Annotated in this window: 13 protein-coding genes; 6 read left to right on the forward strand and 7 right to left on the reverse strand. The window is 66.5% G+C overall.

From position 1 onward, the window contains the following. Nucleotides 1–10: 10 nt before the first annotated feature. The 3 genes from LMJ29_RS11320 to LMJ29_RS11330 form a co-directional block, all read right to left on the reverse strand. Entirely contained in the window at nt 11–1,408 is a 1,398-nt protein-coding gene (locus tag LMJ29_RS11320) for a 3'-5' exonuclease family protein (protein WP_229605618.1), read from the reverse strand. Further along, complete coding sequence (locus LMJ29_RS11325; protein ID WP_229605619.1) at nt 1,405–1,710, reverse strand: DUF6482 family protein; 306 nt, start codon at nt 1,708–1,710, stop codon at nt 1,405–1,407. The genes LMJ29_RS11320 and LMJ29_RS11325 overlap by 4 nt, the downstream gene beginning before the upstream one ends. A 93-nt stretch (nt 1,711–1,803) precedes the next feature. Further along, nucleotides 1,804–2,457: a HutD/Ves family protein gene (locus tag LMJ29_RS11330; RefSeq protein ID WP_229605620.1), complete on the reverse strand. Its 654-nt coding sequence runs from the start codon at nt 2,455–2,457 to the stop codon at nt 1,804–1,806. Nucleotides 2,458–2,846: 389 nt separating this feature from the next. Here LMJ29_RS11330 and hutI point away from each other — a divergent pair, with 389 nt between their 5' ends. From hutI to hutC, 6 genes are all read left to right on the forward strand, one after another. Next, nucleotides 2,847–4,064, forward strand: a complete 1,218-nt coding sequence (gene hutI, locus LMJ29_RS11335) for an imidazolonepropionase (RefSeq protein WP_229605621.1) — start codon at nt 2,847–2,849, stop codon at nt 4,062–4,064. After that, nucleotides 4,054–5,013 carry a formimidoylglutamase gene (hutG, locus tag LMJ29_RS11340; RefSeq protein ID WP_229605622.1) on the forward strand — a complete coding sequence of 320 codons (960 nt, stop codon included), beginning with the start codon at nt 4,054–4,056 and terminating at the stop codon, nt 5,011–5,013. Before hutI ends, hutG begins: the two co-directional genes overlap by 11 nt. Before the next feature lie 45 nt (nt 5,014–5,058). Continuing rightward, nucleotides 5,059–6,750: a urocanate hydratase gene (gene hutU / locus LMJ29_RS11345; protein ID WP_229605623.1), complete on the forward strand. Its 1,692-nt coding sequence runs from the start codon at nt 5,059–5,061 to the stop codon at nt 6,748–6,750. 3 nt (nt 6,751–6,753) lie between these two features. Then, nucleotides 6,754–8,289: a histidine ammonia-lyase gene (gene hutH / locus LMJ29_RS11350; protein ID WP_229605624.1), complete on the forward strand. Its 1,536-nt coding sequence runs from the start codon at nt 6,754–6,756 to the stop codon at nt 8,287–8,289. A gap of 93 nt (nt 8,290–8,382) precedes the next feature. Beyond that, entirely contained in the window at nt 8,383–9,789 is a 1,407-nt protein-coding gene (locus LMJ29_RS11355) for an amino acid permease (protein ID WP_229605625.1), read from the forward strand. A 116-nt stretch (nt 9,790–9,905) separates the two neighbouring features. Next, entirely contained in the window at nt 9,906–10,619 is a 714-nt protein-coding gene (gene hutC, locus LMJ29_RS11360; RefSeq protein ID WP_229605626.1) for a histidine utilization repressor, read from the forward strand. A 51-nt stretch (nt 10,620–10,670) separates the two neighbouring features. On the opposite strand, the gene LMJ29_RS11365 is transcribed toward hutC, so the two are convergent. From LMJ29_RS11365 to LMJ29_RS11380, 4 genes are all read right to left on the reverse strand, one after another. Further along, the gene (locus tag LMJ29_RS11365) at nt 10,671–11,300 is read right to left on the reverse strand and encodes a SanA/YdcF family protein (RefSeq protein ID WP_229605627.1); all 630 of its coding nucleotides are present in this window, start codon (nt 11,298–11,300) and stop codon (nt 10,671–10,673) included. A gap of 212 nt (nt 11,301–11,512) precedes the next feature. After that, entirely contained in the window at nt 11,513–11,911 is a 399-nt protein-coding gene (locus LMJ29_RS11370) for a lysozyme inhibitor LprI family protein (protein ID WP_229605628.1), read from the reverse strand. Nucleotides 11,912–12,070: 159 nt separating this feature from the next. Then, the gene (locus tag LMJ29_RS11375) at nt 12,071–12,430 is read right to left on the reverse strand and encodes a GFA family protein (RefSeq protein ID WP_319942216.1); all 360 of its coding nucleotides are present in this window, start codon (nt 12,428–12,430) and stop codon (nt 12,071–12,073) included. A gap of 271 nt (nt 12,431–12,701) precedes the next feature. Next, nucleotides 12,702–13,292 (reverse strand): hypothetical protein, encoded by a 591-nt coding sequence (locus LMJ29_RS11380; protein WP_229605630.1) that lies wholly within the window; start codon nt 13,290–13,292, stop codon nt 12,702–12,704. Nucleotides 13,293–13,352 lie beyond the last annotated feature (60 nt).

Raw genomic sequence — 13,352 nt, forward strand, 5'->3', positions numbered from 1 at the left:
GGCGCGGCGCTCACAGCTCGACGATCTCCATTGCCGGGTGGCGGCGCAGGTGGCCGCGCAGGATGCGATAGGTGTCGCGGGTGAAGGGCGCGTCCGGGCGCGCCAGCAGCGTGGCGATCTCTCCCGGATCGCGGACGCTGCCCAGGTGCCGCCAGCCGTCCAGCACGTGCCATTCGCACAGCGCGTGGGCCGCGTCGCGCTCGACCAGCGCCACCGGGCCGCGCCACGGCCAGGCCGCCAGCCGCCGGCCGCCGAAGGCCGCGCGCAGGCGGGCGTCGTGTTCGCCGCGCGGCTCGCGGCCGCAGCAGGCGCCGCGGCACTGGCCGAGCTGGGCGGCGAAGCAGGCGCCCTGGCCGCTCTCCAGACCGAGCAGGCGCAGGCACAGGCCGTGCTCGCGCGCCTCACCGCGCAACCAGTCCAGCGCGGCGCGCCGGGCGCGGAACAGTCCGGCGTGTTCGCCGTCCGGCGCCAGCTGCTGGAGCGCCTGCAGCTGCGGGCGCAGGCCGTCGTCAGCCACCTGCAGGGACCAGGACAGCAGCTCGCGCTGGCGGCGCAGCTGGCGGTTGTACAGGGGCAACAGGCGCGCCACCTCGGCGGCCTCCAGCAGCAGCGCGCCCAGCTCGCCGGCGGTCGGCGTGACGCGGACTTCGCGCACCTGCTGGGCCATCTGCAGGCTGCGCCGGCTGGCGTGGTCCTGCTGGAAGTGCGACTGCACGCGGCGGCGCAGGTTGCGGCTCTTGCCGACGTAGAGCAGCGCGCCGCCCTCGCCAAAGAAGTAGTAGACGCCGGGGCGCTCGGGCAGCTCGGCCAGGCGCGCGGCGCTGAGGCCCGGCGGCACCGCGCCCCGGCGCAGCAACCCGTGAAGCGCCGCGTCCAGCCGCGGATGGGCGGCCAGGCGCTGCAGCAGCTGCCAGATGGTTTCGACGTCGGCCGGCGCGCGATGGGCGATGAAACGCGGGATGGCGAACTGTGCGCACAGCGCATCGAGGCCATGGGCGGGCAGCTCCGGGTACAGCTGATGCGCCAGGCGCAGGGTGCACAGTTGGCGGGCGCGCAGACTCAGGCCGGCGGCGAGCAGGCCATGGCGCAGGAAGGCCAGATCCACACGCAGGTTGTGGCCGACCAGCAGGCGCCCGCGCAGCGCCGTCAGCAGCTCGCCGGCGATCTCGGCGAAGCGCGGCTGGCCACGCAGCTCGGCGTCCAGCACGCCGCCGAGGGCGATCACAGGGGCCGGCAACGACTGCCCGGGGTCGAGCAGCCAGCTGTGCCGACCGCTGACCCGCCCCTGATCGACCAGCAGCACGGCGACCTCCCAGATGCCGTCGCGCTGCGGATGCAGGCCCGAGGCCTGCACGGCCAGCACCGCCAGGGGGCGCGACAGCGCCGCCGGCAGGCGCGCGGCCGTCACCAGTGCGAACGCATGCCGATCGGCACGCGCAGCGGTTCGCGGCGACCCTCGGCGAGACCGCACATCTCGTCGTAGGGCGACTGGTGCACCAGGTGGAAGGGCAGCAGCGGCACCTCCTGCAGCAGGTCGCGGGCGTGCTCCACCGAGCGCAGGTGACAGACGCGGCCATGCCCGTCGACCAGGCTGTGCGGGCGCCCGTCCATCTGCGCCTCCAGCACGTAGATGCCGCCCTCCAGGGAGATCAGGTCGAGACTGTCGATGCGCCCGGCCAGGGCGTGGGTGGACAGATCGTGCAGGTTCATGGCGCTCACCTCGCAGTTATTTGTACATCTAAAACAGCAAGTACAGTATTTGTACAAATTTACCGCAGGGCAAGCCTGCATCGCAACCATCCGTCAGGGCAACCGCAACGCCCGAGCATGCACTTGGCGCCGCCACAGCTGCACCCGCAGCAGACGGGCGGGCGCACTCGCTTCGAGCAGCAGATCGCCCGCATCGGGCACCGGATCGGTGGGCGCAGCTGCACCCGCTGTTGCAGCGGCATCGAACAATAGCCCCTCGCCGCGCCCGAGGGCGAACGGTCGGGCGTCGGCCTGCCAGGCGGTCAGACACCCGGCGATGCAGTAGAGCAGCTCGACATCGGCTTCGCGACGCAGGACGTGCCGACCGTGCAGCGTCAGCACCTGCAGGTCATGGCGCCAGCGCGCGCGGCGGGTCATCACGTTGAAGTCGCCGACCGGGCCGTCGAGCAGCTCGGCGCTCACCGCCTGTTCGCCGGCGAACTGCAGCGGCGCGCAAGCCACGTCCAGCTCCAGCACCTCGCCGGCGCCCAAGTCCAGGCGCAGGCCGGCGCCCTCCAGCACCGCCAGGCTGCGGTCGACGCCGGGAAAGGCCGAGAACGGCCCGCCGCTGGCCACCTGCGCGCAGCTGATGCGCCAGTCGAAGTCGTCGAGGCCGGCGCCGGGCGGCGCCACGGCCAGCTCGCGGGTTTCGCCGCCGCCGTTCTTCCACGGCCGGCGCGGCGCGCTGTCCAGATTGATCCTGCGCATATTGCTGGGTTCCTCGCTCGGGAAAGGGGGCGGCCTCTGCCTTGGCATGAGCCAGCTGGCGGGCGATGCCCTGTTGCGTCGAGAGCGGCGCCCGCCAGCCGGTTCCGACGGGATCGCGCCCGTCGGCTACAAATGTATATACATGAACTGCCGTCCCGCAACCGCCACCAGCCAATCCCTCCGCCCGCCACCTCACCTTCACCGCCCAGCAGCCTGGTTTCCCGGCCACCCCACCCACCCCTGCCAGCCTTGGCCCTGCCTGCCTTCCCGGCCTCCACCGCGGCGCCCGGACGGAATCTGCCGGACCAACGGCAACCGCAGGTGTTGACGACCTGCGTCCTCGCTCATATTGTATATACAACTAACGCCAACCGAAGGTCATCCAGCCCATGCCCGCAACCTCCACCCCCCGCCTGCTGTGGCGCGACGTCGGCGTCTTCGACGGCCACAAGGAGCTGCCCGAGCCGATGGCCGTGCTGGTCGAGGACGGCCGCGTCGCCCTGCTCTGCCCGATGGCCGAGCTGGACGAGGCGCGCGTCGCCGGCGCGCGACTGGCCGGGGGCGGCGGGCTGCTGACCCCTGGCCTGGTCGACTGCCACACCCACCTGGTGTACGCCGGCAACCGCGCCGGCGAGTTCGAGCAGCGTCTGGAAGGCGCCAGCTACGCGGAGATCGCCCGCGCCGGCGGCGGCATCCTCGGCACCGTGCGTGCCACCCGCGAAGCCTGCGAGGACGAGCTGTTCGCCCTGGCCCGCCCGCGCCTGGAAGCGCTGATCGCCGACGGCGTGACCACGGTGGAGATCAAGTCCGGCTACGGCCTGTCGGTCGAGGACGAGCTCAAATTGCTGCGCGTCGCCCGCCGCCTCGGCGCGGAACTGCCGGTGCGGGTGCTGACCACCCTGCTCGGCGCCCATGCCCTGCCGGCGGAGTACACCGGCAACGCCGATGCCTACATCGAGCTGGTCTGCGAGGAGATGATCCCGGCGGCCGCCGCCGAGAAGCTGGCCGATGCGGTGGACGTGTTCTGCGAGTCCATCGCCTTCAGCCCGGCGCAGTGCGAACGGGTGTTCGCCGCCGCCGCGCGCCACGGCCTGGCTATCAAGGCGCACGCCGAGCAGCTGTCCAACCAGGGCGCCAGCGCGCTGGTGGCGCGCCACCACGGCCTTTCCGCCGACCATATCGAATATCTCGACGAGGCCGGCGTCGCCGCCATGGCCGAGGCCGGCACCGTCGCCACCCTGCTGCCCGGTGCCTTCCTGGTGCTTGGCGAAACCCAGCGCCCGCCGATCGCGCTGCTGCGCCAGTACGGCGTGCCGATGGCGGTGGCCAGCGACGCCAACCCCGGCACCTCGCCGCTGTTCCTGCCCACCCTGCTGCTCAACCTGGCCTGCAGCCTGTTCCGCCTGACCCCGCGCGAGGCGCTCTCCGGCATGACCGCCCACGGCGCGCGCGCCCTCGGCCAGCCGCAGCTGGGCCGCATCGCCGAAGGAGCGCCGGCCGACCTGTGCCTGTGGGACGTCGCCCGCGCCGCCGAGCTGGCCTACGCGGTGCAGGCCGGGCGCCTGCGCCAGCGCATCTTCAATGGAGCCATGACGAATGAACGTTGATCGCCTGAACCTGGACGTCTGGAGCGGCCGCGTCGACCCCGAGGCCGACAGCCCGCGCTGGCACCAGCGCATCCAGCCGCTCGCCGAAAGCCAGCAGCCGGGCCTGGCCCTGCTCGGCTTCGCCTGCGACGAGGGCGTGCGCCGCAACCAGGGCCGCGTCGGCGCCGCCAACGCCCCGGCCGCGATCCGCAAGATGCTCGCCAACCTGGCCTGGCACCGCCAGGGCCCGGCCTTCGATGCGGGCGACGTCTGCTGCAGCGATGGCGATCTGGACGCCGCCCAGCAGCGCTTGGGCGCCAGCGTCGCCGAGCTGCTCGGCGCCGGCCACCTGCCGGTGGTGCTCGGCGGCGGCCACGAGGTGGCCTTCGGCAGCTGGCAGGGCATCGCCGCGCACTTGTCCACCAAACTCGGCGCCTCCCAAGAAAGAGCCCCGCGCCTGGCCATCGTCAACTTCGACGCCCACTTCGACCTGCGCGACCCGGCCCACGTGCACTCCTCGGGCACGCCCTTCGCGCAGATCGCCGAGGCCTGCGCCGCGCGCGGCTGGCCGTTCCGCTACGCCTGCCTCGGCGTCAGCCGCGCCGCCAACACCCGCGCGCTGTTCCACACGGCCGCCGAGCTGGGCGTGCTGGTGCGCGAGGACTTCGAGATCCGCGAAAGCACCCTCGATGCCATCGGTGCCGAGCTGGACGCCTTTATCGCCGAGTGCGACGCCGTCTACCTGACCGTCGACCTCGACGTGCTGCCGGCCTGGGAAGGCCCCGGCGTCAGCGCACCGGCCGCCCACGGCGTCTCCATCGCCCTGCTCGAACCGCTGATCGAGCGCCTGCAGGCCAGCGGCAAGCTGCTGCTCGCCGAGCTGGCCGAACTGAACCCCGAACACGACCAGGACCACCGCACCGCCCGCGTGGCGGCGCGCCTGATCCACCGGCTGTCCCTGCACGGCTGACCCCAACCCCACGCCCCAACAAAAACAAGCGAAAGAGGAACCCCGATGAGCACCATCGATCCGCGCCACGACCCGAGCCGCAAGATCGCCGCCCCGACCGGCAGCACCCTGCGTTGCAAGAGCTGGCTGACCGAAGCGCCGCTGCGCATGCTGATGAACAACCTGCACCCGGACGTGGCGGAAAAACCCGAGGATCTGGTGGTCTACGGCGGCATCGGCCGCGCCGCGCGCAACTGGCAGTGCTTCGACAAGATCGTCGAGGTGCTCGAGCGCCTGGAGGACAACCAGACCCTGCTGATCCAGTCCGGCAAGCCGGTCGGCGTGTTCGAGACCCATAAGGACGCCCCGCGCGTGCTGCTGGCCAACTCCAACCTGGTGCCGCACTGGGCCACCTGGGAGCACTTCAACGAGCTGGACCGCAAGGGGCTGGCCATGTACGGCCAGATGACCGCCGGCAGCTGGATCTACATCGGCAGCCAGGGCATCGTCCAGGGCACCTACGAGACCTTCGTCGAGGCCGGTCGCCAGCACTACAACGGCGACCTGACCGGGCGCTGGGTGCTGACCGCCGGATTGGGCGGTATGGGCGGCGCCCAGCCGCTGGCCGCGAGCCTCGCCGGCGCCTGCTCGCTGAACATCGAGTGCCAGCAGTCGCGCATCGACTTCCGCCTGCGCACCCGCTACGTCGACGAGCAGGCCACCGATCTGGACGACGCCCTGGCGCGCATCGACCGCTACACCAGCGCCGGCAAGGCGGTGTCCATCGCCCTGTGCGGCAACGCCGCCGAGATCCTCCCGGAGCTGGTGCGCCGCGGCGTGCGCCCGGACCTGGTCACCGACCAGACCAGCGCCCACGACCCGCTGCACGGCTACCTGCCGCTGGGCATGAGCTGGGACGAGTACGTCGCGCGCGGCAAGGTCGAGCCGGAGGCGGTGGCCAAGGCCGCCAAGCGCTCGATGGCCGTGCACGTGCAGGCCATGCTCGACTTCCAGAAGATGGGCGTGCCGACCTTCGACTACGGCAACAACATCCGCCAGATGGCCCTGGAAGAGGGCGTCAAGAACGCCTTCGACTTCCCCGGCTTCGTCCCGGCCTACATCCGCCCGCTGTTCTGCCAGGGCATCGGCCCGTTCCGCTGGGTGGCGCTGTCCGGCGACCCGGAGGACATCTACAAGACCGACGCCAAGGTCAAGGAGCTGATCCCCGACAACCCGCACCTGCACCGCTGGCTGGACATGGCCCGCGAGCGCATCAGCTTCCAGGGCCTGCCGGCGCGCATCTGCTGGGTCGGCCTGAAGGACCGCGCGCGCCTCGCCCAGGCGTTCAACCAGATGGTGGCGAGCGGCGAGCTGAAGGCGCCGATCGTCATCGGCCGCGACCACCTGGATTCGGGCTCGGTGGCCAGCCCCAACCGCGAGACCGAGGCCATGCTCGACGGCTCCGACGCCGTGTCCGACTGGCCGCTACTCAACGCCCTGCTGAATACCGCCGGCGGCGCCACCTGGGTGTCGCTGCACCACGGCGGTGGCGTGGGCATGGGTTATTCGCAACACTCGGGGGTGGTGATCGTCGCCGACGGCACCCCGGACGCCCACGCCCGCCTCGGCCGCGTGCTGCGCAACGACCCGGGTACCGGGGTGATGCGCCACGCCGACGCCGGCTACCAGATCGCCATCGACTGCGCCCAAGAGCAGGGTCTCGACCTGCCGATGATCAACCCGGTGAAGGAAGCCTGAGCCATGACCCACAACCTGCATCTCGTTCCCGGCCAGCTGACCCTCGCCCAGCTGCGCGCCGCCTACCACCAGCCGCTGCGCGTGACCCTGGACAGCGGATGCCACGCCGCCATCGACGCCAGCGTGGCCTGCGTCGAGAGCATCATCGCCGAAGGCCGCACCGCCTACGGCATCAACACCGGCTTCGGCCTGCTGGCCTCGACCCGCATCGCCCCGGCCGACCTGGAGAAGCTGCAGCGCTCCCTGGTGCTGTCGCACGCCGCCGGCGTCGGCGAGCCGCTGGACGACGCCATGGTGCGCCTGATCATGCTGCTCAAGGTCAACAGCCTGGCGCGCGGCTTCTCCGGCATCCGCCGCAAGGTGATCGACGCGCTGCTCGCCCTGATCAACGCCGAGGTCTACCCGCACATCCCGCTGAAGGGCTCGGTGGGCGCCTCCGGCGACCTCGCCCCGCTGGCGCACATGTCGCTGGTGCTGCTCGGCGAGAGCCGCGCGCGCTACCAGGGCCAGTGGATCGACGGCCGCGAGGCGCTGGCGGTGGCCGGTCTGGAGCCTTTGACCCTGGCCGCCAAGGAGGGCCTGGCCCTGCTCAACGGCACCCAGGCTTCCACCGCCTACGCGCTGCGCGGCCTGTTCGAGGGCGAGGACCTGTTCGCCGCCGCCACCGTGTGCGGCGGTCTCAGCGTCGAGGCCATGCTCGGCTCGCGCGCCCCGTTCGATGCGCGCATCCACGCCGCCCGCGGCCAGCGCGGGCAGATCGACGTGGCCAGCGCCTACCGCGACCTGCTCGGCGCCAGCAGCGAGATCGCCCGCTCCCACGAGAAGTGCGACAAGGTCCAGGACCCCTACTCGCTGCGCTGCCAGCCGCAGGTGATGGGCGCCTGCCTGACCCAGCTGCGCCAGGCCGCCGAGGTGCTGCAGATCGAGGCCAACGCCGTGTCGGACAACCCGCTGGTGTTCGCCGCCGAGGGCGACGTGATCTCCGGCGGCAACTTCCACGCCGAGCCGGTGGCCATGGCCGCCGACAACCTGGCGCTGGCCATCGCCGAGATCGGCTCGCTGTCCGAGCGGCGCATCTCGCTGATGATGGACATGCACATGTCGCAGCTGCCGCCGTTCCTGGTGGCCAACGGCGGGGTGAACTCCGGCTTCATGATCGCCCAGGTCACCGCCGCGGCGCTGGCCAGCGACAACAAGGCCCTGGCCCATCCGCACAGCGTCGACAGCCTGCCGACCTCGGCCAACCAGGAGGACCACGTGTCCATGGCGCCGAACGCCGGCAAGCGCCTGTGGAGCATGGCCGACAACGTGCGCGGCATCCTCGCCATCGAATGGCTGGGCGCCTGCCAGGGGCTGGACTTCCGCACCGGCCTGAAGACCTCGCCGAAGCTGGAGCAGGCGCGCAGCCTGCTGCGCAACCGGGTGCCCTACTACCAGGAAGACCGCTTCTTCGCCCCGGACATCGAGGCGGCCAGCGCGCTGCTCGCCGCGCGCGGCCTCAACGCGCTGATGCCGGCCGGGTTGCTGCCCAGCCTGTAAGCGCCCCGCGTCCTCCCCCACGTGCCGTGCACCACCCGCCCCGCGGGTGGCGCCGGCCCTTTCTCCCTACAAGAACAACTCAGGAGAACCACCATGCAAACGCATTCCACCGGCCTGAAGCGGGGGCTGTCGGCCCGTCATATCCGCTTCATCGCGCTCGGCTCGGCGATCGGCACCGGCCTGTTCTACGGCTCGGCCTCGGCCATCAAGGCCGCCGGCCCCTCGGTGCTGCTCGCCTACCTGATCGCCGGCGCCGCGGTGTACATGGTCATGCGCGCCCTCGGCGAGATGGCGGTGCACAACCCGGTGGCCGGCTCCTTCGGCCAGTACGCCAGCAGCTACCTCGGCCCGCTGGCCGGCTTCGTCACCGGCTGGACCTACGCCTTCGAGATGCTCATCGTCTGCCTCGCCGACGTCACCGCCTTCGGCGTGTACATGGGCTTCTGGTTCCCCGAGGTGGACCGCTGGATCTGGGTGCTCGGCATCGTCTGCTTCATCGGCGCGCTCAACCTGTGCAGCGTCAAGGCGTTCGGCGAGATGGAGTTCTGGCTGTCGCTGCTCAAGGTCGGCGCCATCGTCGCGATGATCCTCGCCGGCCTCGGCATCATGCTCTACGGCGTGGGCCTCGCCGACGGCGGCGCGGCCACCGGCATCCACAACCTGTGGGAGCACGGTGGCTTCATGCCCAACGGCATCGGCGGGCTGATCGCCTCCTTCGCCGTGGTGGTGTTCGCCTTCGGCGGCATCGAGATCATCGGCATCACCGCCGGCGAGGCGCAGGAGCCGCACAAGGTGCTGCCGCGGGCGATCAACGCCGTGCCGGTGCGCATCCTGCTGTTCTACGTGCTGACCCTGTTCGTGCTGATGGCGATCTTCCCGTGGCCGCAGATCGGCAGCCAGGGCAGCCCGTTCGTGCAGATCTTCGACGGCCTGGGCATCGGCTCGGCGGCGACCATCCTCAACATCGTGGTGATCTCCGCCGCCATCTCGGCGATCAACAGCGACATCTTCGGCGCCGGCCGCATGCTCTACGGCATGGCCCAGCAGGGCCAGGCGCCGGCGGGCTTCGCCAGGGTGTCGAACGCCGGCGTGCCGTGGATGACGGTGGTGGTAATGGGCGGCACCCTGCTGCTCGGCGTGCTGCTCAACTACCTGATCCCGGAAAACGTGTTCCTGCTGATCGCCTCGATCGCCACCTTCGCCACCGTATGGGTGTGGCTGATGATCCTGCTCTCCCAGGTCGGCATGCGCCGGCGCATGAGCCGCGAGCAGGTCGCCGCGCTGCAGTTCCCGGTGCCGCTGTGGCCGGTCGGCCCGGCGGTGGCCATCGCCTTCATGCTGTTCGTGTTCGGCGTGCTCGGCTACTTCCCGGACACCCAGCCGGCGCTGTGGGTCGGCGCGGTGTGGATCGCCCTGCTCGGCGCGGCCTACTGGACCTGGGTCAAGCCCGCCGCGGCCGCCCGCGCCGAAGCGGCGCGGGTCGAGATGGTCGCCGAGTAAGCGGTTTCGGCCGGCGGCGCCCCGCGCCGCCACCCGCCGCGGGCCGGTCGCAGGAGCGCGACCGGCCCGCGCTTGGGTATCATCGCCCCAGCCGCGAACAAGAAAAGGGACCAGCCGTGACCAGCACACCGCGCTACAAGCAGATCGAGGAGCACCTGCTCGAGCGGATCAACAGCGGCGCCTACCCGGCGCACCACCAGATCCCCCCGGAGGAACAGCTGGCCCGCGACTTCGGCGTCAGCCGGATGACCGCCAACAAGGCGATCCGCGACCTGGTGCAGAAGGGCTACCTGGTGCGCCAGGCCGGCCTCGGCACCTTCGTCACCGACCGCAAGGCCGAATCCTCGCTGCAGGAAGTGCTCAACATCGCCGCCGAGGTCCGCGGCCGCGGCCACCGCTACTCCAACGACGTGCTGCGCTGCGAAGCCATCGCCGCCGACGACGAGGTGGCCCTGCGCCTGGGCGTGCGCCTGGGCAGCCAGGTGTTCCACACCATCCTCGTGCACCGCGAGGACGAACTGCCGATCCAGCTCGAGGAACGCTTCGTCAACCCGCGCTGGGTGCCCGACTACCTGACCACCGATTTTTCGCAGCACACCCCCAACGAAGTACTGGTCGCCGCCTGCCCGATCTCCGACGTCGAGCACGTGGTGGAGGCCGTGCTGGTCGACCAACCCACCGCCAGCGCGCTGGGCATCGACACCACCGCGCCCTGCCTGTCGATGATCCGCCGCACCTGGTCGGGCGAGAACCTGATCAGCTACGCGCGGCTGATTCATCCGGGGGATAGGTACAAGTTAAGGTCTTCGATGCGGGGGTTGGGGGGGTAGGCAGCGCCCCTGCTCATCAGTGGAAGGGAGAGCCCGGCTTGTGGGATGCACTCATAGCCGTATCGGCTCTCCATAATGCCGCGGTTCCGAATTAAGAATTTCTACGTCGGCGACTGCTCGAACCCTTGAAAACACCTCGCGTACCTTTGTACCGAAAGCATTATAAGCGTCCACTTCCCGGGCGTTGAAACCTGCGAGATCGATACCATGGGCGCTGCCGATATAAATGGCCCGCGCATTGTGAAACTCCTGGGAAATCACGATACCGGACGCCTGACCGAAGATATGCTTGAATCTGACCACCGAATCCAGGGTTCTACCCCCGGCATAGTCACAGTAAATATCCGCTAGCGGAACGCCCTGCTCTATCAGGCTTTTCCTCATCTCCTCCGGCTCGTTGTAGTCAACGCGGCGATTATCTCCAGATACGACGATCTTGGAGCACTTGCCTGCCGTATACACCTGTTTTGCAGCCTCGATCCTGAACTTGTAGAACTGGTTCTCGCCGCCATTCGACAGATACTTTGAAGTACCGAGCAGCAGGCACGCCTTCTCGACTGGCAATCCACTTATTACATCACCGGAAAATTCTTGATACTCGATCACCTTCAGATTCGCATAAACGACAAAAGCCATCAGCAGCAGAATAGAAAGAATCAGTACCTTTTTAATCAATTTCACTGGCAACCCTCAACAAACATGAAAGATGTAGAAAGCTCTAGATAATAGAGCCGCCACACCCTAGCGCCGCGATAGCGCTGATGGACCGTTGGCCGGAACACCGTTGACATCATTGCGGTAGCGGGCATGGAATTTCCTGAGCTTAGCCCATGATTAATCGATGTGGATTTCGACCGTCCAGAACAGAAAGCAACTAACAATTGAGCGATTTTTTAAACACCCATTACTCTACCTTCCAGGTAGATTTTCCTGAGAAATGTGATTCTTTCTTTAGTCATTTCACTTTGACATACCATAAGATCCAAATTACGTGAAGTGCCACCACTAAACAAAGTATAGTAAGCATGGCAATTTGCATCTCTAAATCTCAACCAAGTCCTTTGACTTACCTTGAGAGTTTTTAGCAAATCATCTCGGGAAACCAGACCATCATCAAAACCACCTGAATTTATTTTCACTAAAATCTCTTGATAGATTTTATTCAGCGAACCATCTACTCCCTCATACTCCGCTTGCGCTTCGCATAATTCCTCAGACAGCTCACACTTGGCCTGTGCATAATTTGACATTGATAACAGTAGCAATACCAAGAGCATAGTTTGGCGATTCATTGAGTGTATACCTTATAGGCCCTGATAGGCAGCAAGTAGGGGAAACAACGGCGCAGCCTTGACTACCAATACCAACGATAGGCAATCGTTGCATAATCCGCCTACTTACCGGGCATAGCCCGGCGAACAAAACGAGCGATAGCCGGGCGCATGGATATATTAAATATCAATGTTAGCGCCATTGAATATTTCAAACGGAAGCAAGGATGTATCAATGTCCTCCAGGCAACCGAGATTGACACGATAATGACCTGGCTTTCTCATTGTCTGATGAAATGGATAGATACCGCATTTGCTGCAGAAATGATGCCTTGCAATACAACTACCGAACTCGTAGGTTGAGATGACATCAGCGGCGGCAGTGATGGTTAACTCTATAGGGGACAGCGTGAAGGAGCTCATCAGTGCTCCTTTCCTTTGGCAAATGGAGCAGTTACAGCGCAAGCCAATTTCAATGACAGCGGCTTGGAATTGAAATTTTATTGCACCGCAATGGCAGCTTCCTTTGTACTCCCGCACATAATCTCCTTGTACTCTTTACCGTGGCAGTTCAGCAAACATGGTAGACAACGGCGTAGCCTTGTCTACCAATGCAAACGATGGGTATTCGCTGCGCGAGTTACCCACCCTACCGAGTTGCACCGTTTTCCACCCTACTCGCTAACGCTTGCGGTAAGCCGCGCCGGAGTGCGACGCATGGAAGGCACCCACAAGCGAAGCATTTGGGTGCCGGCTTGACCATCTAGTTAAGCTGATAGCAGATGTTTCACAGGTAGGGCCGAAATACAGGTTAGAATTTTCCAACGAGTTCTCCAACATGAAGACAGCTGTTGTAAAGCAATTGAACTACGCCAAACTTTCGTTGATGGATGTCGAACAAGCGCAAGAGCTCCTCAAGCTGCCCATCTGTGTACTTCGATGCGCTGTCAAGCTTACTAAGTTCTTTGACCGATAGGTTGTCAACGATAAATGACTCGTAGATGCCTTCCGCATCTCCATGCTGAACTCCTATGGAACCGGCCTCAAGCTTGAAGACCCCCACATGAACTTGATAGTTTCGAAGCAGCTTAATTATATGGAGCAGAGGGTCATGGCTTTCCGTGAATTTGAAGTTCTTCTTAGATGCCTTTGCAATATCTTCGACCCGCACAATTTCTGACAAAGCCGCCCTAAAGTAGGCACTTCTGATTGGCTCCACGCGCAGGCGGATGGAGCCTTGTGCAAGTTCGATTTGGCTTGCTAGATATATGGCTGCAGACAAAGACCCACGGATTTCAGCATTTTTTACCTTCGCTGAAGTGACTTTGGGCGGAAGAACGTGCCCAAAATCAAAAGCAGGGAACACCGATGGCTCGTAGTGAAGCTCTTTCTTGGATGCCATAGGAGGCCTAACGTCTGGTTAAGGGGCCAGCCTTGGCCGGTCCCGAGTGAGCGAAGCGAG

Source organism: Pseudomonas oryzagri, from assembly GCF_020831405.1.
GTDB classification, from domain to species: Bacteria; Pseudomonadota; Gammaproteobacteria; order Pseudomonadales; family Pseudomonadaceae; genus Geopseudomonas; species Geopseudomonas oryzagri.

What these genes read in the sequence shown, in the direction of transcription:
- LMJ29_RS11325 (WP_229605619.1), bottom strand. Translation starts at nt 1,710, where the DNA reads ATGAACCTGCACGATCTGTCCACCCACGCCCTGGCCGGGCGCATCGAC.
- LMJ29_RS11330 (WP_229605620.1), bottom strand. Translation starts at nt 2,457, where the DNA reads ATGCGCAGGATCAATCTGGACAGCGCGCCGCGCCGGCCGTGGAAGAAC.
- hutI (WP_229605621.1), top strand. Translation starts at nt 2,847, where the DNA reads ATGCCCGCAACCTCCACCCCCCGCCTGCTGTGGCGCGACGTCGGCGTC.
- hutG (WP_229605622.1), top strand. Translation starts at nt 4,054, where the DNA reads ATGAACGTTGATCGCCTGAACCTGGACGTCTGGAGCGGCCGCGTCGAC.
- hutU (WP_229605623.1), top strand. Translation starts at nt 5,059, where the DNA reads ATGAGCACCATCGATCCGCGCCACGACCCGAGCCGCAAGATCGCCGCC.
- hutH (WP_229605624.1), top strand. Translation starts at nt 6,754, where the DNA reads ATGACCCACAACCTGCATCTCGTTCCCGGCCAGCTGACCCTCGCCCAG.
- LMJ29_RS11355 (WP_229605625.1), top strand. Translation starts at nt 8,383, where the DNA reads ATGCAAACGCATTCCACCGGCCTGAAGCGGGGGCTGTCGGCCCGTCAT.
- LMJ29_RS11370 (WP_229605628.1), bottom strand. Translation starts at nt 11,911, where the DNA reads ATGAATCGCCAAACTATGCTCTTGGTATTGCTACTGTTATCAATGTCA.
- LMJ29_RS11380 (WP_229605630.1), bottom strand. Translation starts at nt 13,292, where the DNA reads ATGGCATCCAAGAAAGAGCTTCACTACGAGCCATCGGTGTTCCCTGCT.